At 73.3% G+C, this 25979-nt stretch carries 18 protein-coding genes; 6 read left to right on the top strand and 12 right to left on the bottom strand.

What is annotated here, in order from left to right; genetic code table 11:
- Positions 1 to 14: 14 nt before the first annotated feature.
- Positions 15 to 896 carry a non-homologous end-joining DNA ligase gene (gene ligD / locus ACMXN5_RS05455; protein ID WP_439674264.1) on the top strand — a complete coding sequence of 294 codons (882 nt, stop codon included), beginning with the start codon at positions 15 to 17 and terminating at the stop codon, positions 894 to 896.
- Positions 897 to 920: 24 nt separating this feature from the next.
- On the opposite strand, the gene ACMXN5_RS05450 is transcribed toward ligD, so the two are convergent.
- The 6 genes from ACMXN5_RS05450 to ACMXN5_RS05425 all read right to left on the bottom strand — a co-directional run bounded on the left by ACMXN5_RS05450 (position 921) and on the right by ACMXN5_RS05425 (position 10834).
- Positions 921 to 1871, bottom strand: coding sequence for an ATP-dependent DNA ligase (locus ACMXN5_RS05450; protein ID WP_439674263.1), 951 nt, complete (start codon positions 1869 to 1871; stop codon positions 921 to 923).
- Positions 1872 to 1953: 82 nt separating this feature from the next.
- Positions 1954 to 2613 carry a response regulator gene (locus tag ACMXN5_RS05445; protein ID WP_379998200.1) on the bottom strand — a complete coding sequence of 220 codons (660 nt, stop codon included), beginning with the start codon at positions 2611 to 2613 and terminating at the stop codon, positions 1954 to 1956.
- Positions 2610 to 3968: a sensor histidine kinase gene (locus ACMXN5_RS05440; RefSeq protein WP_439674262.1), complete on the bottom strand. Its 1359-nt coding sequence runs from the start codon at positions 3966 to 3968 to the stop codon at positions 2610 to 2612. Before ACMXN5_RS05440 ends, ACMXN5_RS05445 begins: the two co-directional genes overlap by 4 nt.
- Before the next feature lie 99 nt (positions 3969 to 4067).
- Positions 4068 to 4862, bottom strand: coding sequence for an ABC transporter permease (locus ACMXN5_RS05435; RefSeq protein ID WP_439674261.1), 795 nt, complete (start codon positions 4860 to 4862; stop codon positions 4068 to 4070).
- A 31-nt stretch (positions 4863 to 4893) separates the two neighbouring features.
- Entirely contained in the window at positions 4894 to 5868 is a 975-nt protein-coding gene (locus ACMXN5_RS05430) for an ABC transporter ATP-binding protein (protein WP_439674260.1), read from the bottom strand.
- A 316-nt stretch (positions 5869 to 6184) separates the two neighbouring features.
- Positions 6185 to 10834: a hypothetical protein gene (locus tag ACMXN5_RS05425; protein ID WP_439674258.1), complete on the bottom strand. Its 4650-nt coding sequence runs from the start codon at positions 10832 to 10834 to the stop codon at positions 6185 to 6187.
- Positions 10835 to 11256: 422 nt separating this feature from the next.
- Between ACMXN5_RS05425 and ACMXN5_RS05420 the strand changes: the two genes are divergently transcribed.
- The 3 genes from ACMXN5_RS05420 (at position 11257) to ACMXN5_RS05410 (ending at position 16286) form a co-directional block, all read left to right on the top strand.
- Complete coding sequence (locus tag ACMXN5_RS05420) at positions 11257 to 12366, top strand: carboxylate-amine ligase (RefSeq protein ID WP_439677953.1); 1110 nt, start codon at positions 11257 to 11259, stop codon at positions 12364 to 12366.
- Positions 12367 to 12472: 106 nt separating this feature from the next.
- Positions 12473 to 14323, top strand: a complete 1851-nt coding sequence (locus ACMXN5_RS05415; protein WP_439674257.1) for an NAD-binding protein — start codon at positions 12473 to 12475, stop codon at positions 14321 to 14323.
- Between the two features lie 190 nt (positions 14324 to 14513).
- A complete protein-coding gene (locus tag ACMXN5_RS05410) occupies positions 14514 to 16286 on the top strand; it encodes an amidohydrolase (protein ID WP_439674255.1) in 1773 nt (590 codons plus the stop codon).
- A gap of 93 nt (positions 16287 to 16379) precedes the next feature.
- Here the strand turns inward: ACMXN5_RS05410 and ACMXN5_RS05405 are convergent, their stop codons facing one another.
- Both ACMXN5_RS05405 and ACMXN5_RS05400 read right to left on the bottom strand, forming a co-directional pair.
- Positions 16380 to 16925, bottom strand: coding sequence for a YbaK/EbsC family protein (locus tag ACMXN5_RS05405; protein ID WP_439674253.1), 546 nt, complete (start codon positions 16923 to 16925; stop codon positions 16380 to 16382).
- 92 nt (positions 16926 to 17017) lie between these two features.
- Positions 17018 to 17686, bottom strand: a complete 669-nt coding sequence (locus ACMXN5_RS05400; RefSeq protein WP_439674251.1) for a hemerythrin domain-containing protein — start codon at positions 17684 to 17686, stop codon at positions 17018 to 17020.
- 185 nt (positions 17687 to 17871) lie between these two features.
- Here ACMXN5_RS05400 and ACMXN5_RS05395 point away from each other — a divergent pair, with 185 nt between their 5' ends.
- Together ACMXN5_RS05395 and ACMXN5_RS05390 are read left to right on the top strand one after the other, a co-directional pair.
- On the top strand, positions 17872 to 21477 hold the full coding sequence (locus tag ACMXN5_RS05395; protein WP_439674249.1) for a BTAD domain-containing putative transcriptional regulator: 3606 nt from the start codon (positions 17872 to 17874) through the stop codon (positions 21475 to 21477).
- Positions 21478 to 21531: 54 nt separating this feature from the next.
- Positions 21532 to 22119 (top strand): hypothetical protein, encoded by a 588-nt coding sequence (locus ACMXN5_RS05390; RefSeq protein ID WP_439674247.1) that lies wholly within the window; start codon positions 21532 to 21534, stop codon positions 22117 to 22119.
- 28 nt (positions 22120 to 22147) lie between these two features.
- Here ACMXN5_RS05390 and ACMXN5_RS05385 read toward each other — a convergent pair whose 3' ends face one another.
- The 4 genes from ACMXN5_RS05385 to ACMXN5_RS05370 form a co-directional block, all read right to left on the bottom strand.
- Entirely contained in the window at positions 22148 to 22795 is a 648-nt protein-coding gene (locus tag ACMXN5_RS05385) for a maleylpyruvate isomerase family mycothiol-dependent enzyme (RefSeq protein ID WP_439674246.1), read from the bottom strand.
- A 121-nt stretch (positions 22796 to 22916) separates the two neighbouring features.
- Positions 22917 to 24689 carry an FAD-dependent oxidoreductase gene (locus tag ACMXN5_RS05380; protein WP_439674245.1) on the bottom strand — a complete coding sequence of 591 codons (1773 nt, stop codon included), beginning with the start codon at positions 24687 to 24689 and terminating at the stop codon, positions 22917 to 22919.
- A gap of 168 nt (positions 24690 to 24857) precedes the next feature.
- Entirely contained in the window at positions 24858 to 25097 is a 240-nt protein-coding gene (locus ACMXN5_RS05375; RefSeq protein WP_395786299.1) for a DUF5302 domain-containing protein, read from the bottom strand.
- A gap of 126 nt (positions 25098 to 25223) precedes the next feature.
- Positions 25224 to 25892, bottom strand: coding sequence for a TetR/AcrR family transcriptional regulator (locus ACMXN5_RS05370; protein WP_439674243.1), 669 nt, complete (start codon positions 25890 to 25892; stop codon positions 25224 to 25226).
- Positions 25893 to 25979 lie beyond the last annotated feature (87 nt).

The following is a 25979-nucleotide window of genomic DNA, read 5'->3' as shown; positions in this document are numbered from 1 at the left end:
GGGACCTTTACCGTATGCCGGACCGCATCGCCACGACAGTCGACGGACGCACCCTGACCCTCTCCCACCTGGACAAGGTCTGGTGGCCCGAGACCGGGTACACCAAGGGCCAGGCGCTGGACTACTACGCGAAGGTGGCCCCCGTGCTGCTTCCGCACGTGGCCGGACGCGCCGCGTCGTTCATCCGCCTCCCCGACGGCGTCGAGGGCACAACCCGGTTCTACGCCAAGCACGTGCCGCCCGGTGCGCCCGAGTGGGTGAGCACGATCGAGGTGGTCGGGCACGAGGAGACCAGGCGGCAGGTCGACGTCGACTCCCTGGCCACGCTGATGTGGGCGGCCAACCTGGCGGCCATCGAGATCCACGTGCCGCAGTGGGGCACCGACCCGGACGCCCACGACCGGCTGGTCCTCGACCTGGACCCGGGTCCCGGCGCGGGGATGGCCGAGTGTCGCGAGGTCGCGCTGCTGGCCCGGGACGTGCTCGCCGAGGATGGGCTGACCTGCGTGGTCAAGACGTCCGGGAGCAAGGGGCTGCACCTGTACGCGGCGCTGAAGCCGACTCCGGAGGCGGCCACGAGCGCCTACGCGAAGGCGCTCGCACAACGCCTGGAACGGGAGCGGCCCGAGCTGGTCGTGCACCGGATGGCCAAGAACCTGCGGGCCGGCCGGGTCTTCGTGGACTGGAGCCAGAACGCCTCCGCCAAGACCACCGCCGCGCCGTACACCCTGCGGGCCGGCCCGGAGCCGACCGTATCCGCCCCGGTGACCTGGGCCGAGATCGACTCGGTCGCGGAGCTGACCTTCGGCCCGGACGAGGTGCTGGAGCGCGTGGCCCGGGACGGCGACGGCTTCGCGCCGCTGTTGGCGGCGCGGACCACGGGGCGGCTGCCGTGACGGCGCCGGTGCCGCGTCGCGCGCTCAGTCCTGGGCCAGGTCCGGGCGTAGGCGGTGCCAGACCGGGTGGCGGAGCAGGCCCGCGCGGGTGCGCGTGGCGTAGCGGACCTCGCCGACCAGGCGCGGCAGTACCCAGTGGGCGTCGACCACGATCGGCTCGGGGGTGAACGGGCACTCGTCGATCGCGGACACCCGCAACAACTCGCCGAGCATGGTCCGCTCCCGATCGGCGAAGCCGGACCCGACCGCGCCGACGAAGCGCAGCAGGCCGGCCTCGCGTACCCCCACGAGCAGCGCGCCGGGCAGGTCGGCCAGCCGGCCGCGACCGGGCAGCCAGCCGCCCACGACCACGTCCAGGGTGTGTGCGTGCCGGATCTTCACCCAGTCCGGCGAGCGCACGCCGGGGGTGTACACCGAATCCAGGCGCTTGCAGACCAGGCCCTCCAGGCCCGCCTCCCGGGTGGCCGCGAGGGCGGTCTCGCCGTGTCCGATCAGCGCGGTCGGCGTCGCCCAGTGCGATCCGTGCAGGTCGAGCCCTTCGAGGAGGCGGCGTCGCTCCAGGTACGGGCGGTCCACCGTGGTCCGCCGATCCAGGAACAGCACGTCGAAGAGGAGCAGCCGGACGGGCACCACGTCGCGCATCCGGGCCGCCTCGGCGGGGTGGTCGACCAGGCCCATCCGGGACTGCAACCGCTCGAAGTCGCTGTGCCCGTGCCGGTCCGGAGCGACCACCTCGCCGTCCAGGATCGCCGGCCGGGCGCCCAGGACGTCGCGCAACCCCTGCAACTCCGGGTAGGCCCCGGTGATGTCCGCGCCCGAACGGGCCCGGAACGACACCGTTCCGTCGCCCGGGAGGTAGGTGAGGCAGCGTTGACCGTCGAGTTTGGTCTCGTACGCCCAGCGCTCGTCCTCGGCCGGGGGCGGCAGTGTGCCCGGGGTGGCCAGCATGGGCGGGTAGATGGGCAGCTCGGGCATGGGGTGAGCGTGGTCGCGCCGCCGCGGATGTACACCCGGCGTCGCCCGGACGGCGCAGCGGTCGACGACCGGGGCGCAGGGCTCAGACGAGCAGGCCGCGGCGGTAGGCCTCGGCCACCGCGGCGGCGCGGTCGCGGACGCCGAGCTTGCCGTACAGGTGCAGCAGGTGGGTCTTGACCGTGGCCTCGCTGACGAACAGGGCCGCCGCGGCCTCCCGGTTGGTGGCGCCGCCGGCGACCAGGCGCAGCACCTCCGACTCGCGCGGACTGAGCACTGCCGGGGCCGGCTCGGGAGCGCGGACCCGGCCCATCACCAGGCCGGCCACCGACGGCGAGAGCACCGCCTGCCCCGCGTGCGCGGCCCGCACCCCGCGTACCAGGTCGTCGCGCGGCGCATCCTTGAGCAGGTAGCCGGTCGCCCCCGCCTCCACCGCCGGCAGTACGTCGCGGTCGGTGTCGTACGTCGTCAGCACCAACACGCGGACGTCCGGGGCGACCTCGCGCAGCGCCCGGATCGCCTCGACGCCGCCCATCCGGGGCATCCGCAGGTCCATCAGCACCACGTCCACCCCGCCCACCCGGACCCGGTCGACCGCCGCCGCGCCGTCGCCCGCCTCGCCGACCACGTCGAAGCCGGGGTCGCCGGCGAAGATGCCGCGCAGGCCGTCCCGGACCACCGGGTGATCGTCGACGATCAACAGGCGGATCGGGGCCTCGCCGGGGGCGGGGTGGGCGGCGGTCATGCGGGCGTCTCCTTCGGGGCGGTGCCGGGGCCGGTGGCGGGCGGGCCGGTCGGGACGGACACGTTGACCGTGGTGCCCTCGCCGGGGGCGCCCTCGATAGTGACGGCGCCGCCGACCCCGGCCACCCGGTGGCGCATCGCGTGCAGGCCGTAGCCGCCGTCCCGGTCGAGCCGGGCGTCGTCGGTGCGGGTCGGGCCGATGCCGTCGTCGCGGACGTCGAGCAGGACCACGTCGTCCAGGTAGGTCAACGAGACCCCGACTCGGGTGGCGCGGGCGTGCTTCGCGACGTTGGCCAGCGCCTCCTGCGCGGCCCGGAACAGAGCCACCTCGCAGTCCACCGGAAGCTCCCGTACGACACCGTCGGTCCCGGCGGCGGCCGGTGTGCCGGTGCTCTCGGACCAGCGCGCGACCAACTCGGCGATCGCCTCCGGCAGGTGTACCCGCTCCGCGAGCAGCGCGGGCCGCAACGCCTCGACCGAGCGGCGCGCCTCGTTCAGGCCGTCCCGGGCCAGGTTACGGGCCTGGTCGAGATGCCGCTGCCAGTCGGCCGGTACGCCGCCGTGCCGGCGGGCCTGCTCGTGCGCCGCGCCCAGTTGGGTGACGATGCCCGCCAAGCCCTGGGCGATCGTGTCGTGGATCTCACCGGCCAGCCGCTGCCGCTCGGCCAGGACACCCGCCTCCCGGGCCTGGTTGAGCAGTTGCGCGTGCAGGCCGGTGTTCTCCCGCAGCGCGGTCTCCAGGCGCGCGTTGGCGTCGGCGAGTGCGTCGATGACCTGCTTGCGCTCGTCGTTCTGCACCTGCACGGCGTTGGCGACCAGGACGATCGCGGACGCGATGATCGCGTTGATCGCGGTGAGCGAGACGTAGAGCGGGAGGTTGCCGACGGTGAACTCGGCGCGTCCGCCCATCTGGGCCAGGGTGATCACGGCGGCGGTGGCGGCGGTGGCCACCGAGCCGAGTCGGCCGAAGCCGAAGCGGCGGGCGTCCACGTAGCCGAGGAAGGCGAACACCGCGTACCAGGGGTTGAGCGCGACCAGGACCGCGCTCAACCCCCACCGGACCCAGAAGTAGAGGTGGAACAGGCGCGGTCGCTCCGGGCCGATCGGGCGCCGGCTGTCCATCCACCACGACCAGGCGGCGGCCACGACGGTCAGGACCAGGGCGGCCTGGTACTCGCCGGTGGAGCCGTAGCCGTGCGCGACGCTGAGGGTGGCGAGTACGGCCGAGGCGGCGAGGAGGAAGAACGGGGCGAACCTGCGGTAGCGGGCGATCCGCACGTCGTCGCGCTCGGTGCGGTCCCGGAGGGCGGAGTGCCCGGGGCCGACCCGGCCGGGGGTGTCGTCCGCCGTCGCCACGTCGATCGTTCCTTCCTTCCACTCTCGGAGGGGGTATGTACCACCGGGATCCTCACGGGATCCTCTCACCGGCCCCGGACGCGGTTCGCCCGGGCCGGGTCACTCCCAGCGGAACCAGCGGGCCGAGGCGATGCCGAAGACCAGGGCGTAGCCGGCCAGGACCGGGAGCGCGGAACCGTGCGGCCAGTGACCGGCGGTGGCGTCGCCGAGGGCCCGGACGCCGGCGCCGAGCGGGGTGCAGTCGCCGATCGTGCGCAGGGTGTCCGGCATCTTGGCCCGGGGCAGCCACAGGCCGGCGAAGAACATCGACACGAAGAACAGCACCGCGCCCGCGCCGTTGGCGACCTTGGTGTTGGCGGCGACGGCGGAGACGAACAGCCCGATCGCGAACAGCGCGAGGGCGGTCAGCACGACGGTGACCCCGAACGCGAACGGCGCTCGCGGCAGGTGCACGCGGAACGCGAAGCGCGCGACCAGGGTGATCACGGCGGTGGCCAGCGTGGCGACCGCGCCGTGGATCAGGATCTGCGCACCCAGCACCCGGCTCGGCGGCAGCGGCGTGGTGGACAACCGACGCAGCACGCCCTTCTCCCGGTAGCCGGCCAGCGCCGGCGGCATCGCGTTCAGCGCGAGCATCGCGAAGGTGAAGGCGGTCAGGATCGGGACGTACGCCTCGACCACGCTCTGCCCGTCGAGGTCGTCGCTGTGCTTGCGGGTGCCGGGGATCGAGCCGAGCACGACGAGCAGCACCACGGGAAAGAGCAGACCCCACAGCAGGCCGACCGGCTCGCGCAGGAACAGCCGCAGTTCGGTGCGGGTGACTTGGGCCAGGAGGCCGCGCGCGGGGCGGCGGGGGGTGAGGGTGATGGGGGCGGGGGTGGTCGCGGTGGACATGCGGGCTCCCGAGTGGGGGTGGTGGGGGTGGTCAGCGGTGGTCGACGGTGCGGGCGCGTGTGTCTGTGTCGCCGTATGCGCCGGCGCCGGCGCCGGTGTCGGTGAGCGCCAGATAGGCGTCGTCCAGGTCGGGGCTGTCCACGCGCAGGTTCTCGGCGATCACGCCGGCGCGGGCGAGCAGCGCGGTGACGCCGGTGAGTGCGTCCGGGGCGCCGGTGATCACGACCCGGTCCTCGATCTCGGTCAGTTCCCGGACCTGGGGGAGCGCGGCCAGGTCGGCGCGCAGCTCCGGGGTGAGCGGGGTCCGGGGGCGGAAGCGCACGATCTGGTGGCGGACGACCCGTTCGATCAGCGCCTGCGGGGTGTCGAGGGCGACGATCCGGCCGCCGTCGAGCACCGCGACGCGGTCGCAGAGCCGTTCGGCCTCCTCCATGAAGTGGGTGACCAGGAGCACCGTCACCCCCGCGTCGCGGATCTCCTCCACCAGCGACCAGGTGTCCCGGCGGGCCTGCGGGTCGAGTCCGGTGGTGAGTTCGTCAAGGATCACCACGCGCGGCGCGCCGATCAGCGCGAGGGCGATGGACAACCGCTGCTGGAGGCCGCCGGAGAGCTTGGCGTACGGGGTGCGCAGGTGCGCGTCAAGGCCGAGCCGGGTGAGCAGCGGGCCCGGCTCGATCGGGGCGCGGTGGCAGGCGGCGTACAGCTCGATCGCCTCGGCCACCCGCAACTTGTCCGGCAGTGCGCTCTGTTGCAGCTGCACGCCGAGCACGTGCCGCACCTCGTCGCGCTGCGTCCGAGGGTCGAGCCCGAGCACGCGCGCCGTACCACCGTCGGGCCGGCGCAGCCCGGTCACGCACTCGACGGTGGTGGTCTTGCCGGCTCCGTTGGGACCGACCAGACCGAAGATCTCGCCGACGTCGACACTGAAGGAGACGTCCCGCAGGACGGACTTGCCGGGGTACGACTTGCTCAACCCCTCGACACGCACCGCTTCGACATTCGCCATGGTGGCTGACCACTCCCCGCACTCCGAGCCGACCTCGTGCCGACCCCTACGAGAATGCGACCGAGGCAGGCACCCCCGAATCCACCGACGAGCCGCACTCGGCGCAGACACCGGTGGACCCCCATCCACCGATCGGTGGATGACCGGAAGGCGGAAGGGCGCCCGTGACGCGACGTGGAGCCGGGCGACCGGCGGGCGGCCCGCCCGATGCGGTGCAGGCCGGCTGCCTTGCCGGGTGACGGCGGCGGAGGGGAGGAGGCGCCGGACCGGACCCGACCGCCCTTCCACCCCGCCCCTCTCCGTCCCTCCGCTCCCGCTACGCGGTGCGTGTCAGGAGGTTGTGGATCGTTGAGGTTGGGGACTCCGGGTGCCATGTGGGGTCTTGGGCTGTCAGGGCTGCGTAGATGTGGGGCCATTGGGGCTTGGTGGTGGTCAGGATGGAATTGATTTCCGCTTGGGCTTCGCGGCCGGCCGTGTGGATTTGGGTGGGGACCTCGAGGCGGTGGGTGGACTCGGCTATCCAGCGGAGGATCGTGGCGGCGCCTCTGGCCTTGTGGACCAGGTCCCTTCCGGTGACGTGTCCCCTCGTGACCAGGTCGTCCATGTGGGTGTACCACGTGGCGTCGCCGAGGGAGGATTGGCCGGAGGCGATCGAGGCGAGCGCGTGTGCGGGGTCGAGGAGGGCGGAGCGGCGGGCGGCGCTGACGTCGACCGGGCCGAGTTCGAGGAGCCTCGCGGGGGAGTCGCGCTGGAGGACGAGGCGGCTCAGGATCTGCCGGGGGAAGGGCTCCCGTTCGTGTTCGGCCAGGATCAGGTCCCAGTCCTGGATGTACGGCAGGTCCAGTGCCTCGTCCGTGTCGGCCACACCGGCGCAGCGGCGCAGCTTCGCGACCAACTTGTCGCCGCCCCGCTCGCGGTCGATGCGGGCGGTGAGCGTCGCGTCGGGGTCGGCATCGGTGAGGGCCTTGGCCACCAACCGGCCGGCCGTGGCGCCGAGTACGCCCTCCTCGACCAATGCCCCGATCCGGTCCGCGCCGCCGTGCCGCAGCAGGCCGCGTACGCCGATGAGCCGATCCAACAGCGAGAGCTTTCGGCCGAGTTGGCGCAGCGCGTGCTCGACCACCTCCGGGTCGGCCGCCTCCACCTTCATGCGCAGCGCCGGCAGGAGCGAGGCGGTGGGCCGGTGGTCCATCAGCAACTGCGCGCGCAGATCCGGGTCGAGCGGGAGCAGATCGTCGGGGCCGGTCGTGGGCCGGCCCTGCGGCACCCGGGAGAGCACCACACGTCGGATCGAGGCGCCCTCGTCCTCCAGGGGTGAGCCGTACAGGTCGCGGTTGAGTTCGGGGTCGTCGAACTGCAACAGCCGCTTCAGCAGCGCCGGGCTCTCGGTGTGGGTCGCGACGATGCGCAGCGCGGCGTGGTCGTTGGCTGGGAACGGGTACTCGTCCAGCGCGCGGGACGCGTACTCGACGTGCCGCGAGTACGCCCACAGCGAGGGATAGGCGTGCGGGCCGAGTCGCGGCAGGATCGCCACCAGCGCCTCGGGCGAGGCGTGCAGCAGGAGGTCGGCGGCCGGCCACCGCCACGCGCGCCGGATCCGCCATTCGGCCTCCTGCACCACCGCGGCCTCGATCGTGTGCGGGGATTCGAGGCGCTGCCAAGCGGCCTCCCGATCCGCCTCCGTCTCCGCGACGGCACCGGCGCCCGTCTCCGCGACGGACCCCGACTCCACCGCCGCGTCCAGGAGTTCCGTGATCGGCCGATCCCCCTCCGTCCCCATCGCCGTGAGCGCCCGCAACCACCGGTCCGGGTCGACGCCCAGCCGGTCGGCCACCAGCGTGCCGACCGCCCGCTTGATCGGGCCCGCCACGATTCGGTGTCGCCACTTTCGGGGCAGCGGGGTCAGTGCCCGGGTCGGGAGGATGCCGAGGATGTCGGTCGGCCCGACGATGCCGTGCCGGTAGGCGCCCTCGGCGAGGTACTCGCCGCCACCGCCGCGGCCCTCTTCGAAGTACCCACGGATCCAGCGCAGGAACGCGGCCGGTGCGGCCGCGCCCGGCCAGGTGTCCCGGGACGGGTACTGCGCGGGGCGCTCGGTCGGCGTGCCCGCCACGATCGCGGCGACCCGGTCGGCCGTCGGCTTCTCCAGGCCCTTGTTTTCGCCGAGCGCGGCCAGCACCTCCGGCTCGCCCAGGTCGATCAGGTCGTTGGCGACCGACTCGTCGAACACCCGGCGGCCCAGGGCCACCCGCGGCCCGACCGACTTGCTCGCGAAGCACGCCTCGTACAGCCAGCCCGGATACTCGTAGCCGGGTGCGTCGAACGTCGACAGCGAGGCGAGCGCGGCGAGCACGGCCGGATCGTCGGGCACCGGCGCGGCCTCGGGATCGCCCGTGGCCGCGCCGGACAGCGTACGCAGCAGGTCGACCGCGACCAGGCGCGAGGTGCGGTCCGGTTCGGTCGTCCGCTCCCGGCCCCGACGCGCGTTCGCCGCCGGCGTCGTCGCCGGATCTGCGGTCGCCGGCACCGATGCGGTCAGCGCGGTCTCGGCCGCCTCGCGCCGGGCCTGGGCGAGCGCGGCGGCGTCGGCCCGGGCCACCTCCTCGGCGTCCGGTCGGGGGCCCGCCGCCTGCCCGGCCAGCGTGACCAGTTCGGCGAGCGAGCCGTTGAACTCCTCGACCAGGCCCACCGCGATCGCCAACGCCTCGGTGTGGCCCGCGAGGTGATCCCGAGTCAGTTCGGTGAGCCGCTCCCGCATCGGGTCCACGACCAGGGTCGGGCTCATCCGCTTGATGCTCGCGACCACCGCATGCGCCGGATAGGCGATGTCCACCAGGTGCACGGGATCGAGCAGGCCGTTCTCGACCGCCGCGCCGGCCCAGTCCTCGTCGCGGTTGAACGCCTTGGTGCGCAGCCACTCCTGCGGCGAGATGTCGATCGCGCGACGGTCGTACCCCCGCAGGAAGTTGATCAACTCCAGTTGCAGCGCCACCCGATCCGCGTCGGTGGCGTCCTCGTGCCGGATCAGGTCGTCGAGCGCCTCGTACGCGAACGGCTCCGTCCGGTTGGCCGCCATCAGCAGCGGGAAGTCGTGCGCGTACGGCTCGTGGACCAGGTCGCGCACGGTGGTTCGACTGGTCCGGGTCTGGAGGCGGTTCGGCAGCGTGGCCGGATCGTCGTACGGCTCACCGCTCGCGCGCAGGTCGGCCAGGCCGTCCTCGGCCTTGAGCGCGGCCTCCACCCGCTTGCGGATCTGCGCGGCGGTGCTCTTGCCGGCGGCCGCCAGCAGCTCGCGGGCGCCTTCCGGGCCGTGCCGCTCCCAGACCTGGATGTACGCGTACTGCTGGGCGATCTTGCGGCACCCGAACTCCAGAGCCCTCGCCGCCAGTTCGGGTTCGCCGCAGGCCACGAGCGGCAGCAGCGTACGGCGGTCGCCGCCGGCGAGGAGTTCCTTGCGCAGGCCCGGATCCAGCGGCGAGCGGCGGGCGATGGTGCGGCGCAGCGACGGGGTCGAGCGCATGCTCATGTACGCCGCGGCGTCCACCGCCGGAACCCGCTTGTCGACCAGGCGGGCCAGTTCGCGGACGTCGAGGCCGATATTGCGGGCCAGCGCCTCCCACGCTCGCGGGTCGGTGGAGGTGATCGCCGCCTCGTGCACGCGTCGCGGCAGCGAGCCGCTGGAGAGCAGGTCGCGGACCAGCGCGTCGGGCAGCGCGGGCAGTACCTCGCGCAGGTCGTCGGGGTCGGCCGAGGTGAGCAGGTAGCGGTACGGCTTGGTCAGGGTCGGCGGCGGCCCGCCGACCGGTTCCGCCGGTGCGGTGACCGTTCCCGCCGCGATCTCGGCCAGCAATGCGGGCAGCGTCGCGCGGTACCGGGGCAGCGCGGTACGCAGCGTGTGCCAGCGGTCGGCGTGCGCGCCCAGGTGACGGTGCAGCAGATCGCGCAGCTCGGTGTGCTCCGGGAGTTCGGGCAGGGTGGCCACGGCGGTACGGGCGGGGGTCACCTCGTGGATGATCCGCGCCACGTCGGCGGGCTCGGCCGAGTCGCGGGTGAGCACGGCGATCCGGGCCAGCGCCGGGTGTTTGGGCAGATCGATGGCCGCGCGCAGTACGGCCGGCGCGGGCCGGGCCACCGGGCCGACCGCCGTCGGATACGCCGTGTAGAGCGCGACGAGCAGCTCCTCCGGACACTCGGCGTCGGCGGCCAGCACCACGGCGATCGCCTCCGGCAGCGGCTCGTCCCGATGCGCCTCGGTCACCGCGGCCCAGTCGACCCCGCGCCGCCAGGTCGTCGGCCGGATCCCGGCCCGCAACTCGGCGATCAGCCCCGCGGCCCCCTCGGCCTCGGCAACGGCGGCCGCCAGATCCGCGCCGCCGCCCGCCCCGGCCTCGGCCGACCCCTCCGCGCCGCCCGCCCCCTCCGCACCCGACCCCGCGAGCGCGGCGACCTCGGGCCGCACATACCGCACCGCCTCCGCCAACAGCCCCTCTCCACCGAACCGTTGCAGCGAGAGCAGACCCCTCAGCTCCTCCGCGACCGTCAACGCCCCGGCGCACACCCGCAACGCGTGCACGACCAACTCCCGCCGATCGGCCACCACCGCGGCGCCCAGCCGGCGCGGCAGCGCGGTTTCGGCGGACAGCGCGAGCAGTTCCGTGTGCAACGCGGCCAACGGATGCGGCTCGTCGGGATACCGGCCCGGCGTGAGCACCACCCGGCGCATCCACGCGGTCGCCTCGGGGTGCGCGTACACGATGCGATCGGTGACGGGGTCGGGCTGTTCCAGCAGCGCGCCCAGATCGGCCGCGGTCAGCGCCGACGAGTTGGCCGCGACGGCCCGGCGGACCCACGGATCGGGGTCGAGCGTGGCCAACGAGCGCAGGCGCGAGGTGAGCCCTTCGTCGGCGAGCAGGGTGGCGATCACCTCGTCGCCGAGGCGATGACGGACGCGGCCGAGGTCGCCCACCGCGGCCCCTTCGAACAAGAGTCCGACCAACAGGGCCTTGTTCGCTACCTGAACCCCAGACACCACACGCCCCCACACTCACCTGTTCGGCTACCGGGATCCACCCCATCACAACGGCCGGACATCGGGCGCGCCGACCCCGCCACACCCGGCCCCACATCGGTCCCGACCCCGGCCGGACGTGTCGACCTGTGGTGGTTACGGGTACAACCGATCGAGTCCTCCCAAGTAATACGACCTGTCCGGATCTTGGTCGAGCACGTCGTGGGTCGCGATGCCGCACCGTGTGGGGTTCGGGGATATTCCCGAGGGCTACGGGGTACCGGGGCACGGGTCGTGGCGCGTACCGGCCGCCGGTGGGTCAGGTCCTGGTGGAGGCCCTGCCCGGCGGGCTCGCGCCCGCTCGAAAGGACGGTTCGGTGATCACCACCCTGGGTGTCGAGGAGGAATACCTGCTCGTGGACCCCGTCAGCGGCCTACCGGCGCCGGCAGCGGAACGGGTCCGCGCCGAGGCGTGCCTGCGGCCCGGACTCGATGTCGGCGATGTACAACCCGAGTTGCTCAAGGCGCAGTTGGAGGTGGCGACTCCCGTCTGCAACTCGCTCGACGAGATCGGCGGACACCTGCACCGCATGCGCGGCGAACTGTCGGCGGCGGCCGAACGCAGCGGCTGCCGGATGATCGCCTGCGGGACCGCGCCCGTGGGCAACGGGAAGCTGATGGAGATCAGCGAACACCCGCGCTATCTGGCGATCCGGGCGAACGCCCGGCGGCTGGCCGACGTGCAACTGATCCACGGGATGCACGTACACGTCGCCGTGCCCGATCGGGAGACCGGCGTGCAAGTGGTCAACCGGATCCGGCCCTGGTTGCCGGTGTTGGTCGCGATGGGCGCCAACTCGCCGATCTGGCAGGGCATGGACACCGGGTTCGCCAGTTGGCGAACGATCCATTACGCGCGCTGGCCGGTGGAGGGGCAGCCTCCGGTGTTCGTGGACCTGGAGGAGTACGAGCGGCGGGTGGACGCGCTGCTCGCGGTGGGGGTGATGTTGGATCGGGGGCAGGTGTACTGGCAGGTGCGCTTGTCCGAGCGCTTCCCGACCATCGAGATTCGCTGCCCGGACGTGCAACTGCGGGCGGACGACGCGGTGATGCTGGCGGGGCTGGTGCGGGCCCTGGTGGTGACCGCGCTGCAACAGCACGACGAGAAGGCGCCGTACGCCGCGCCCGACCAGGAACTGCTGCGCGCGGCCTGCTGGATGGCCGCGCGCGACGGATTGGAAGCGGAACTGTTCGGACCGGTGGGGCCGGCGGGCGTCGCCCGGCGGATCGACGCGGGGGACCTGGTCGGCGAGCTGCTGCGGCACGTCGCCCCGGCGTTGGACGAATTCGGCGACACCGCCCAGGTGTTCGCGCTGGTGGACCGACTGATCCTGGAGGGGACCGGGGCCGATCGCCAGCGGGCGGCGTTCGCCGCCGGGGGGCTGCAGAGCGTCATGGACCTGCTGATCTCGGACACTTCGCCGAGGTAGGAGCAGTGCCGGCGCCGGCGGTAGGGGGCTCGGTCGGGGGCTCGGTGGGGTACGGCCGGGAAGAAAGGGGCTGACGGGGGGACGGCCCGGCGGGCAGGGTGGGGGTGTGTCGACTCCTCCGCACCACCCGACTCCCGCGCCTCGGACCGGACACCTGGTGGTGTGCGGCGACGACGCGCTCGCGCAACGACTCTCCTACGAACTGGCGCGCGTCTACGGGGAGCACGTGACCGTACTGCTGCCCTCGGTGCACCGCAATCACGGCCCCCAGATCGACGATCTCGCCCGGGCCGGCGGTGTGGCGGTGGTCGAGGCCGCCGAACCGGACGACGACGCGCTGCGCTCCGCGGGCGTCCCGGGCGCGGCGGCACTGGCGCTGGTGTATCGCGACGACCGGGCCAACATCCACGCGGCGTTACGGGCGCGCCGACTCGATCCGCGGATCCGCCTGGTGGTGCGGCTGTACAACCGCAAACTGGGCCGGCATCTGGAGGACCTGCTGGATCGGGCGGCGGCCCGGGCCGACGACGGATCGGCCCGGGACGTGACCACCACCGTGCTCTCCGACGCGGACACCGCCACACCCGCGCTGGTCGCGGCGGCGATCTCCGGCGCGGACAAGGTGGTTCAGGCCGACGGACTGCTGCTGCGGGTGGCCGAGCGGCCGCCCGCCGAACCCGACCCGGCGCCGTGCCTGCACACCCTCGCGCTGGCCGCCGACGGCCCCGGCGGCAGTCCCGACCTGCTGCCGGACGAGGCCGACGTGGTCGCCGCCGGGACCACCCGGGGGCGGACCGTACTGGAGGCGATCGGCCTCGCCGAGGCCGCCGGCCCGCCCGTCAACCGCCCCCGGATGCCCCAGGCACTGCCGGTGGCCACACTCTTCCCGCGCCGGCTGCGCTATGCCGTGGTCGGCCTGGTGGCGCTGCTGTTCGTGTTCGCGGGGCTGACGTGGTGGGTCACCCGGGATCCGCCGATGCGCGCCGCGTACCGTTCGATCCTGGACGTGTTCGGGATGGGCGATCCCGCGATCGGCGAGAACGCCTGGCGGCAGATCCTCCAGGTCCTGTCCGCAATGGCCGGGATGGCGCTGCTGCCACTGCTGTTCGCGGTGGTGCTGGAGAGCCTGGGCACGTTCCGTACCGCGACCACCCAGCGACCGCCACCGCGCGCCATCGCCGATCACGTGGTGCTGCTCGGACTGGGCAAGATCGGTACGCGGGTGCTGGATCGGCTGTGCGACCTGGGCATCCCGGTGGTGTGCGTGGAACGCGACCCGCAGGCGCTCGGCATCGCGACCGCCCACGCCCGGCGGGTACCGCTGGTGATCGGCGACGTGACCCGCGAAGGCGTCCTGGAGGCCGCGCACATCGGGACCAGCCGGGCCCTGCTCGCGCTCACCAGCGACGACGCGATCAACCTGGAGGCGGTCCTGTACGCCCGTGAGGTGGACCCCGAACTGCGGGTGGTGCTCCGGCTGTTCGACGACGACTTCGCCAAGTCCGTGAACGGGACGCTGCGCCAGTCCTATCCGCTCGCGCGCACCCGCAGCCGCAGCGTGTCGTCGTTGTCCGCACCGGCGTTCGCGGGCGCGCTGATGGGGCGACAGATCCTCGGCGCGATCTCGGTCGAGCGCGAGGTGCTGCTGTTCGCGGCGGTCGACGTCGCGGGCCACCCGGAACTCCAGGGCCACACCGTCGCGGAATCCTTTCGGGCGGGCCGCCGGCGGGTCCTGGCCCTGGACACCACCGAGTCGCCCGCGCCCGGTGCCGCCGCGTCGCCGGGCGCGGGCCGGTCGGTCGCCGTACCACCCTCGGACCACCGGCTGCTCCCGACGGATCGGGTCGTCCTGGCCGCCACCCGCCAGGGGTTGGCCGAACTCCTGCGCGAGGACGTGAGCCGGACCGACCGTGAGCCGAGCGAACCGAGCGGCGGCCCCGGGCCCGGGCCCGGGTAGACGCCACCCGGCCCCGGGCAGCGGTGGCCCTGCGCGACACCGGAACCGCGGCGACAGGGAGGCGAATTCGAAGGATGGCCGGATTCGAGCTTCATTGTCACGATCCGTCACCGCCAGACTGCATGGCGATGCCGTGATCGTGTCGGTGCGTCCGTGGGCCGGCGAGTCAGCGAAGGATCGGGTGAGTTGTGTGGCGACCGAGGAATCCCCGCCGACCGAGCCGGGCGCGGCCGATGTGATCTTCCACGGCGGTGAGATCGAGACGGTCGCCGGCCCGGCGGCCGGTCCGAGGTCGCCGGACCCGCGGCCGGAGGCGGTCGCGGTCAAGGACGGGCGGATCGTCTTCGTCGGCGACCTGGGCCAGGCGCGGGCCCGATGGCAGAGCGACGCCACCCGGATGTGCGATCTGGCCGGGCGCGCCCTCCTGCCGGGTTTCATCGACCCGCACGGCCACGTCGTCGGCACCGGACTCCAGGGGAGCATCGCCGATTTACTCGGCAAGCCCGACGGGGACGTCGAGGACATCGCCGGAATCCTGGACAAACTACGCGAGTTCGCGGTGGGCCCGGTCGGCTCGCGGTCCACCTGGATCATCGGCTTCGGCTACGACGACCACCTGCTCGCCGAGGGCATCCATCCCACCCGCGAAGACCTGGACAAAGTCTCCCTGGATCGGCCGGTGTTGGCCATCCACCAGTCGTTCCACCTGGGCGCGGTGAACAGCAAGGGCCTGGAACTGCTGGGCTACTCGGCGGAGACGAAGGATCCGGACGGCGGGAAGATCCGCCGTGGCGACATGTCGGTGCTGCCCTACGGCGAACCCGACGGCGTCCTGGAGGAGTCCGCGTTCACCCCCGCCCAGGGGCTCGCGATCCTGGGCATCGACGACCGGGACAAGGCGGCCTTCCTGGCCAGGGGCCTTGCCGAGGCGGCGAGTTACGGCTTCACCACCGTCCAGGAGGGCGCCGCCGAACTGGACGTACTGGGCCAACTCCGGGCGGTCGCCGACGCCACACCCGGCGGCCTGCCCCTGGACGTCGTCGTCTACGTCAAGGCCGCCCAGGCGATCAAGCGGCCCGAACTGGTCCGGGCGAGCCGGGAGTACGAGAACGGCCTGCGCGCTGCCGGTATCAAGATCGTCCTGGACGGCTCCCCGCAGGGCCGCACCGCGTGGTTGCGCAAGGCGTACGCCACCCCGCCGGACGGCATGTGCAAGGACTATCGCGGCTATCCCGCGCTCGACGAGAAGTCCGCGCTCGACCAGGTCCGCGCGGGCTACGCGCACGCCTGGCAGGTGATCGCACACGCGAACGGCGACGCGGCGATCGCGCAGCTGATCCGCTGCGTACGTACCGCCGGCGACGAGGCCGGACCGGGCGATCGGCGCACCACCGGGATCCACTGCCAGACGGCCGGCGAGGACCAGATCGAGCAGTTCCGCCTGCTCGACATCATTCCGTCGTTCTTCTCCATGCATACGTACTACTGGGGCGACGTGTACTGCGAAACCGTCCTCGGGCCGGTACGCGCGGTCGACATCTCGCCCGCCCGGTGGGCGCTGGAGCGCGGCATGATCTACACCTCCCACCACGACGCGCCGGTCGCCCGGCCCAGCTCCATCGCGATCCTGTCCAGCCAGGTCACCAGGCTCACCCGCAGCGGCAGGACGCTGGGCGCACACCAGTGCGTGTCGGGCCTGGACGCGGTGCGGTCGATCACCGTCAACGCCGCCTACCAATACGGCGAGGAGGCGGAGAAGGGCACCATCGAGGTCGGCAAAGTGGCCGACCTGGTGATCCTGAGCGCGAATCCGGTGACCGCACCGGGGACGGAGATCGCCGGTATCACGATCGAGGAGACGATCAAGGCGGGGCGGACGGTCCACCCGCCGCCGTCGGGGGATTCGGCGTCGGCCCCGATTCCGGAGGGCGTGGGGCTGAGCCTGTTTGCGCCGCACTGCTGACGTTCGGGCTGCGGTACGCGGGACGCCCTGTCCTGCCCGGCTCGTGATCGTGGTCGGGCAGGGCGGGGGCGTACGCGTGGGCTCCGGTGTCGGTCAGGTGATCGGGACGCCGAGGTCCGAGACGACCTCCGCGCCCGGGAGTTCGGCCAGCAGCCGACCCGGGACCCACAACTTCGAGCCGCGAATCCCGGATCCGACCACGACGCCCGGATGTGCGGCGACGGCGGCGTCGATCAGGACGGGCCAGCCGGCGGGCAGGCCGATCGGGGTGATGCCGCCGTACTCCATGTCGGTCGCGGCCAACACCACGTCCACCGGCGCGAACGAGGCCTTGCGCGCGTCGAGTCGGCGGCGGACCAGGCCGTTGACGTCCGCGCGGGTTGTGGCGGTGATCAGGCAGGCCGCGTAGCCGACGGTGCCGCCGCGTTTGGCCGCGATCACCACACAGTTGGCGCTGTCGGCCGGGGCCACGTCGTAGCGGTCGCAGAACGCGGCGGTGTCGGCCAGTTCCGGATCGATCGCGGCCACCTTCACCAACTCGGCGGACGCGGGCGGCCAACCGGCCAGCGCGCGGGCCACGGGCTCCGCGAGCAACTCGGGTCGGGTCAGAGCGGGATGCAGGTCGAGTGCGGTGGTCATGACCCCATCCAAACGCACCCGACGCGGCGATGCGCGCACCCCGGCCCGGTGGCGCCACCCGGACCCGGGCGCGGCGGGCGCCACGCACCGGGTCAGCCGCGGACCCGGCGAATCATGCGGGCGTACATCGGCCGGCCCATCACGTACCAGATCAGCCGGGCCGGGAGCGGGAGCCCGCCCAGCATCTGCGCCCGCTCCTGCTCCGTCGCATCCTCCAGGACGATGCCGAGCAGCAGCAGGATCTGCGGCTTGGGCGTGGACTCGACGAAGTGTTCGCCCAGGGCATGCCACTCCGCCGCGGTGAGCAGGCGCTGGGCCAGCGGCAGCAGCTCGGTCTCCTCGTCGTCCAGGTGTTCGATCAGCGCCGCGCGGTGTTCGACGAGTGCCGCGACCAGCGCGTCGCGTTCGGTGACCCCGGCCCCCGCCGCCCAGGCGCCGGCCAACTGCTCGGCGACGGCCAGCGAACCGGCGACCCGCTCGTGCTGGGCCTCCATCCGCAACACCAGCTCGGCCTCCAGGTCGACGCGGGCCAGCAACGGCGGCCACAGCAGTTCGTCCTCGCCGGTGTGGTGGCCGTGCAGGCCGAGGCGGTACAGGTCGAAGTGCTCGGCGAGCACCTTGGCACGGGCGGTGTCGCCCGGCTCGACCGCGCCGATCAGCTCGATCAGCAGCCGCGATTCGCGCCGCAACCCGCGGTGCACGATGACCATTTCGCGGACGTCGAAGCCGGCCTGCGCGGGGGTGATGGGCGTGGTGGTCATGGCGATGATCCCTTTCGGCGACCCCCGACCCGTCGTCGTGGGGAGTGGTGCAAGCCTCGTCCCGCCGTCTTGGAACAATCCTGGAAGGCACCTGGAAGGAACATGGAGCGGCCCGGTCGGGTTGTCCCAGGACCGGTACGGGTGGTCACCGGGGCGGACGTCGACGGATTCGGGTTGGGGTTGGAATGGTGTACCTGCGCGTGCTCGGCCCGTTCGAGGCCGAGGTGGCGGACGTGACCGTGCCCCTGGGCGGTCCGCGGCAGCGTGCGGTACTCGCGCTCCTGACGGTCGCGCGCGGCCGGGTCGTGTCGATCGACCGCATGGTCGAGGACCTGTGGCGCGGCGAGCCGCCCACGCAGGCGGTCACCTCGCTCCAGGCGTACGTGTCCAACCTGCGCCGGCTGCTCGAACCCGGTCGGCCGCGCCGGGCGCCGGCCACGATCCTGGTCAGCGCGGCCCCCGGCTACGCACTGCGACTGCCGGACGACGCGGTGGACGCGTGGCGCTTCGAACGCCTGCTCCACACCGCGCGCGAGCGGGTCGAGGCCGATCCCGCCGAGGCCCGCAAGCTGGTCGAAACGGCGCTGGCGCTGTGGCGCGGACCGGCCTTCGCCGCCGCCTCGGACGAGCCGTGGGCCGTCGCCGAGGCCGCGCGACTGGACGAACTGCACCTGAGCGCGCGCGAATTGCACATCACCGCCGGCCTCCGCACCGGCGACCCGGCGGACGCGGCGGTCGACGCCGAACGCCTCACCCGCGAGGCGCCGCTGCGCGAGGAGGGCTGGCGGCTGCATGCGCTGGCGCTGTGGGCGGGCCACCGCCAGGCCGACGCGCTGGCCACCCTCCGGCGAGCCCGCGCGGTGCTGGCCGACGATGTCGGCCTGGACCCGGGGCCGGCGTTGACGGAGGTCGAGGAGGCGATCCTGGGGCAACGGATGGAGGTACTGCGGGCGGCGGTGGGGTCGGGGGGCGAGGGCTTCGGTGTCGGCGAATCGGTGGAGGCCGGGGCCGGGGCCGCGGCGGGGGCTGGGACCGGGGCCGGGACCGGCTCCGCGTCCACTCCTCGACCCGGTCTGGGCTCCGGGGGCGGTTCCGGCCTCGGCTCCGATCCCGGCTCCGCGACCCGTTCCGGCTTCCGTTCCGAGATCCGCTCCGGCGTCGGTTCCGAGGCCGGGTCCGGCTTCGGTTCCGAGGTCGGTTCCGGTCCCGGCTCCGGCCCCGGCTCCGGACCCGGGGAGACCTTCGTCGGGCGGGACGAGGAGTTGGCCGCGTTGCTCCGGGCGGCTCGGGAGGCCGCGGCCGGCGGGGTTCGGGCCGCGCTGGTCACCGGTGAGGCCGGACTGGGGAAGTCCGCGCTGTTGGGCCGACTCGGTGCGGAACTGGAGCGGGAGGGCGGGCTCGTGGCCACCGGCCGCTGCCCCGAGGTCGACGGTGCGCCGCCCGCGTGGGCCTGGGTCGAGGCCCTGCGCGCGGTCGCCGCGATCGAGCCGCCGCCGGACGAACTCCTCGACGCGCTCGCGCCCTTGCTGGCCGACGACGCGGCCGGCGGGCCCGGTACCGATACCTCGGCGGGGCGATTCCGGTTGCACCGCGCGGTCTGGGCCTGGCTGACGGACGTCGCCCGACGCCGACCCCTGACCGTCGTGCTCGACGACCTGCACCGGGCCGACGCCGAGACCCTGGCCCTGCTCGCCGCCGGCGTCCGGGCAGAGGCCGGGCCGATGGGGGCGGCCGACGGAAAGCACGCGCCGGTACGGCTGTTCGTCGTCGCCGCCTATCGGCCCGACGAGGTCGACGGCAGACTGACCGAGACGCTGGCGGATCTCGCCCGCCGGTCGCCGGTGCGGCTCGCGCTGGGTGGGCTGTCGGCGGATGCCGCCGCCCGCGTGGTGGCCTCGGTGTCGCAGACCGCCGTCGACGCCGCCACCCTCACCGCGCTGGCCGAGCGTACCGGCGGCAACCCCTTCTATCTCCGGGAGAGCGCCCGTCTGTTGGACAGCGAGGGTGCCCTCGTGGCGCTGTCGGACGTCCCCGAGGGGGTTCGCGACGTGCTGCGCCGCCGGCTGGCGCGGCTGCCCGATCCCGCCGTCGCCGTCCTGCGCCTGGCCTCGGTCGTCGGGCGTGAGGCGGACGTGGACGTCCTGGTCGACGCGGCCGAGGTGGACGAGGGCGGCGTGCTGGACGCGCTCGACGCCGGCCTGATCGCCGGGCTGCTCACCGAACCCGCCCCCGGCCGGGTCCGGTTCGTGCACGCGCTGGTCCGCGACACGATGGCCGCCGACCTCAGCGGCCTGCGCCGGACCCGGATGCACACCCGGATCGCCGCCGCCCTGGAACGCCTCGGCACCCACGACGTGTCGGCCCTCGCCCACCACTACGGCCACGGCGTCGGCGCCGCCACCGCCGCCCGGGCCGTCGAAGTACACATCGCCGCCGCCGAGTTGGCCGAACGCCGCTTCGCCCACGACACCGCCGTCGACCTGCTCGCCCGTGCCCTGGAATGCCTGGACCGCGTCCCGGCGGCGGCCCCCGGTGATCGGGACGCCGAACGGGCCGACCTGTACGGCCGGTTGTTGCGCGCCCGGGTCCGCGCCGGCGACGTCTCGGGCGCCCGGCGTACCCGGCAACTCGCCTTCGAGGCGGCGGAGGCTGCGGGCCGGGACGATCTCGTCGTCGCCGCGTTCACCGCCTGGACCGTGCCCACTCCCTGGCAGCGCCGGCCGTACGGCGTCCTGGACGAGCCCGTCGTGGCGGCGCTGCGCCGGTTGTCGGCGCGTACCGATTCGACCCCGGAGATCCGCTGCCGGTTGTTGGAGGCATACGCGTCCGAGGTATCCGAGGAACGCATCGTCCCCGACCCGCGCGCCCTCGCCGAGGAGGCCGTGGCGCTCGCCCGTGAACTCGGCGACCCCGACCTGCGCGGCCTGACCCTGGCCACGCTGGCGGCCAATCTGGGCCGGCTGCGGGAAGAGGCCGCCCGGAACGCGGCGGCGACCGAACTCCGGGACCTGGCCGACGAATACGACCTGCCCGTCTACGGCTGGTACGCCCGGTTCAACCTGGCCACGACGGCGACCGACCGCAACGATCCCGCCACCGCGCGGCGCCTGGTCGAGGAGAGCGCGGCGATCGCCGAGGCCTACCGGATGCCCGAGGCGATCGGCGTCGGCGCCCTCGCACACGCCACCCTCGCGCACATCGCAGGCCGCCACGAGGAGGCCGAGGAGCGCTATCACCGGGCCATCGAGCCGATGATCGCCCAGGGTTCGCCGCACGCGTTCGGATTCCGGTGGGTGGCGGTGTCCACGATCCGGCTCGGCCAGGGCCGGATCGGCGAACTCGCCGGAGAGGCACCGGAGATGCTGGCGACGTTCGGCCCGTTCGCGGCAGACCTGTGCGCGCTCGCGATGGCCGCCGCCGGCCGGATCGACGAGGCCCGCGCGATGCGCACGCTGAACGAGCCGATCCGCCCCGACTTCTTCCACACCCCGATGTCCGTGCTCCGCGCGACGGCGGCGATCGCCCTCGGCGAACGAGAGGAGGCCGCCGCGCTCTACCCGACCCTGCTCCCGCTGGCCGAGGCACCCCCGGCCTGCGCGGGCCTGTCCATCGCGATCCGCCCCCCGGCCCTGACCCTGGGCGAACTGGCCCGCTTCCTGGGCCGAGAACAGGAAGCAACCGAACACTTCACCCGCGCCGCCGCCATCGCCGACATCTGGGGAGCCAACGACTGGGCAACCCAGGCACGTTCGGCCCTGCGCCGGCCCGAAGGAGGGCCGCCGATCGGCTGAAGCGTCGCCCCGGCTGCCGGCAGAATCCGAAGTCCTGTCGACGGGGGGACGAGGATGTCGGAATCGGAAGAACCGCGCGCGGAGGACGAGCAACCGGCGCTCGCCGACTCGGCGACGCGGGTGGCTTTGGAGCGGCGACGGCGTCGGCAACTCCGCCACGACGCGGCGGGGTTGTTCGGCGCGGCGGTGATCACGGCGGTGACCGTCGTCTTTCACGACTCGTTCGGCCTGCTCTTTGCTCTGGTCGGGATTCCGGTGTACCTCGGCCTCCTGCTGTCCCGACGGCACGCCTCGGTCCGGGCCGTGGAGCGGATACTGCGCGAATACCCGTGGCGCCGCTACGGCTACCGCCTGGAGCGGCAGGGCGAGGGCGTGCGCGCCGCGCTTCGGCTCGTGCTGGTCGATCCGGTGACCCGACGCGCGATCGGCTCGTATGTCGGGGCCGCGCGGTACCTGGTCGACGCGACCGGCAACCCCGTGAGCGAACTGGTGCTGTTTGCGGGCAATCCCGTCTACGGCGGCGTCCTGCGACTGCCCGACGGCGCGGAGTTCAACGTGTTCAAGCGGGTCAAGATCCCCCGCCATACCGACACCGAGGAGGAGGCGGCCAGGGCCCGCCGCGCCCGCATTGCCCGCGGCTGACCCGGGCCGCGGTCCCACCGGCGCCGCGTCAGACGGACGCACCCGACAGCGCGCTCGCGATGCGGGCGCGGCCCGGGCCGGTGACGGCTGCCAGGCCCGCCGGGCGGCCCGTGGTCAGCAGGAGAAGTTCGGCGACCGGGCCGCGGACCTCGTCCGGCCCGGTACCCGCCGACCAGTCCGCGTCGGTGGCCACCAGGCGGGTGCCCCGACACCGCTTCCGGGCGCCGTAGAACGGACTGGCCCACACATGGCCGACGGCCGCGACCGCCTGTTCCGTGGGCATCTCGCGGCTTCGACCCAGCGGCCTGGCCACGTCCTGTCCGTGCACCAGCGCGTCGACGAGCGGGTCGAGCGGGGACGTCAAGGGCGCACGACGCGGTGAGCCGGCCGTCTCGCGGAGTCGGGCGATCAACTCCGCCGGCGTGAACCTGACGGCCAGCGCCCGGGCCTCCTCCGACGTCATCCGGTCGAAGTCGCCCCGGGCCCGGATCGCGCCTCGGATCATGCTCATCACCGTCGTACGCGTCGACGTGGTCAGATGCGCGGCCAACTCGTGCATCGTCCAATCGGAGCAGAGCGAGGGCACGCCCCAGTCGTGCGGCCCGAGGTCGTCGAGGAGGTCGGCGAGGCCGAGCCGCTCGTCCCGTACCCACGCAAGAATCCTGTCGCGATCCATGTCCGGCTCTCCTCGGGTCGTGTCGTCTCGTTCGGCGCGTACATCAACACGACGAACGCACGACATCCGGATCGACAGCCCGCGAAAGATTCTTTTCCGCTGCCCGCTGCCCGACCCGCCGTCAGTCCTTCGTCGGTCGAGGGCCCGAGCGGATCTCCACGATCGGTAGCCGCAGGGCCGCCGGGGCGTCCGCCGGGACCGTCGGGGACACCGGTGCGGTGTACGGGACTTGGTGGTAGGGCTCGCCCAACGCCGGGCGTTGGTCGGGCTCGCCGCGGTTCGGCCACATGGCCGTCGCGCGTTCGGCCTGGGCGGTGATGGTCAGTGACGGGTTCACGCCGAGGTTGGCGCTGACCGCGGAGCCGTCGAGGACGTGCAGGCCAGGGTGGCCGTAGATGCGCTGGTACGGGTCCACCACGCCCGTGGCCGGCGAGTCGCCGATGACGCAACCACCCAGGATGTGCGCGGTCATCGGGACGTTGGCCAGGTCGCCCCACGAGCCGCCGGCCACGCCGCCGAGCCGGGTCGCGATACGGCGGACCGCCTCGTGACCGGCCGGGATCCAGTTCGGGTTGGGCTCGCCGTGGCCCTGGCGCGTGGTGATCCGGGTGCGGCCGAACAGGCCCCGCTTCCGGTACACCGTCAGCGAGTTGTCCCGGGACTGCATGACCAAGGCGATCACCGCGCGTTCGGACCACTTGCGCACGCTCAGGAATTTCAGCTTGGCCGGGTCCCGCAACACCGTGCCCAGCAACTGCCGTACCCGGGGCCGGTCCCCGTCGGTCAGGAACGTCTGCAACAGCCCCATCGCGTTCGAGCCCTTGCCGTAGCGGACCGGTTCGATGTGGGTGTCCGCGTCCGGGTGCCACGAGGACGTGATGGCCACCCCGCGCGTCGCGTCGATCACCCCGGTCGTCGGCGCGACCGCGCCCACCAGGGCCTCGGAGTTGGTTCGGGTCAACCGGCCGAGCGTAGGGGACAGGCGCGGGAGCGTACCGTCCGCCGCCATCCGGTGCAGCAGCCGCTGGGTGCCGAGCGTGCCGGCGGCGAACACGACCTGTTCGGCGGTCCAGGTACGCGGCGCGCGGGCGGTCGTCGGCGGCCCACTGCGTATCGTCTCCACCGCGTAGCCGCCGGGCGCTCCGTCCGGACCGGCGGCCAGCGGGCGCACCCGGCGCACGGTGCGCTCCGCGTGTACCTCCGCGCCCGCCCGCTCGGCCAGGTGGAGGTAGTTCTTGAGCAGCGTGTTCTTCGCCCCGACCCGGCACCCCGTCATGCACGAACCGCACTCGGTGCACGTGGTCCGGCTTGGGCCCGCCCCGCCGAAGTACGGGTCCGGTACCTCCTCGCCGGGACGCTGCCCCTCCTCGGGGAACAGCACGCCGACCGGCGCGAGATGGAACGAGTCGCCCACGCCCATGTCCTCGGCGACGGCCTTCATGTGCTCGTCGGCGGGCGTCATGTGCGGGTTGCGTACCACGCCGAGCATACGTTCGGCCTGGGCGTAGAACGGCGCGAGTTCGGCGCGCCAGTCGGTGATGTGGCCCCACTGCGGATCGTCGAAGAACGGTTGGGGCGGCTGGTACAGGGTGTTCGCGTAGTTCAGCGAGCCGCCGCCCACACCCGCCCCGGCCAGCACCACCACGTCCTTGAGCACATGGATGCGCTGGATGCCGGTCAGCCCGATCGCCGGCGCCCACAGGAAGTCGCGGGCCTGCCACGACGTCTTGGGGAAGTCCGCGTCGGCGAACCGTCGGCCGGCTTCGAGTACGCCGACCCGGTAGCCCTTCTCGGTCAGCCGCAGCGCCGCGACCGAGCCGCCGAATCCGGAGCCGATGACCAGAACGTCGTAGTCGAACACGAGGGGACCCTTCGCCGGGCGGGCAGTAGGCATGCCGTGAAATCTCGCGATCCCGGCGATCCTACTCCCCGGTAACCCGGCGAAGGCAGCCCCTCGACGAGCCGACTCGTGTGTCGACCCGTGTGTCCGGTCGGGTGACGACCCGTGCGTCGAGCCCGTGTGTCGAGCCCGTGCCCGACGCGGTTTCGGGGGTGGGTCGAGTCAGCCGCTCTTGCGCCGGAACGAGCGCTGTTGTGCCGCAGGCCCGTGCGCACCGTGGATCTTCGAACCGTCGCCACCGGGGTTCTCGCCGGCGCCGTCGGTCTTGGTGCCGCGCTTGCGGGCCAGTGCCTCGCGGAACTTGCGCTTGGTCTCGTCCTCGGCGCTCTCGGGCTCGGCGACCTCGCCGGCCTCGGGGGCCGTCTCCTCGGGTGTCTCGTTCGCGGGTGTCTCGTCAGCCATGGTGCGTTCCTGCTCTCGAACTGGATGCGATCCGTGAGGACACCCTTCCATGTCGAGGCCCGCGATGGCACGCCCGGTTGCGGTAACGGCCACAACGGCGGTCGAATCGGACCGCGACGGACCGGTTCAGCCCACCTGGGTGACCTGCGCCGTTCGGATGACCAGGGTGTCGATGAACGTGTCCAGTTCCGGCCACTCGAAGACCGGCGCGGTCATCCGCAGCAGCACCGCGCCGTGCATCGCGGCCCAGACCGCCAGCGCGTCCTGGAACGGGTCGGCGCCGGCGGCCTGGCCGGCCGCCTGGGTCCGGGCGATCGCGTCGATGAGGGTCTGGAAGACGTCCATGCGGCTGGGCAGCCTGGGCAGCGGCGGGGGTGCGTCCGGCGCGTCGGGCGGGTTCGGCGCGTCCGACGCCTCCGACCCCGGGCGCATCCGGTGGAACAGCGCCCGATAGCGGCCGGGGCGCTCCATCGCGAACCGGGCGTAGGCGCGGCAGCCCGCGAGCAGCGAGCGGGCCTCCGTGTCCTCGGCATCCGAGGCGGCCAGGATGGCGGCGCGCAGGTCGTCGAAGTAGCCGTTGAGGACCGTGTCGAGGATGTCGTCCAGATCGGTGAAGTGCGCGTAGATCGACGGCGCGGTGATCGCGGCCTCCCGGGCGATCCGGCGCAGCGTCACGTCGCCGGAGTGGCCGTCGCGCTCGATCAGGTCGGTCGCGGCGGCGAGGATGTCCTCGCGGAGCAGCGCCCCTTGGCCGCGGCGATTGCGTCGGCGATTCGGCCCGTGGTCGTCGTCCATGGCGCTCAGCGTACGAGGCGTGGGAGCGGCGTTGTTCGGCATGGGGCCTTCCCGGGGGTTGTCGACGGCGCATGGCATGACGCCCGC

Source organism: Embleya australiensis (assembly GCF_051903075.1).
GTDB lineage: Bacteria > Actinomycetota > Actinomycetes > Streptomycetales > Streptomycetaceae > Embleya.
Note: the sequence above shows the minus strand (reverse complement) of the source record. Positions and strands in the feature narration are given on the sequence as shown.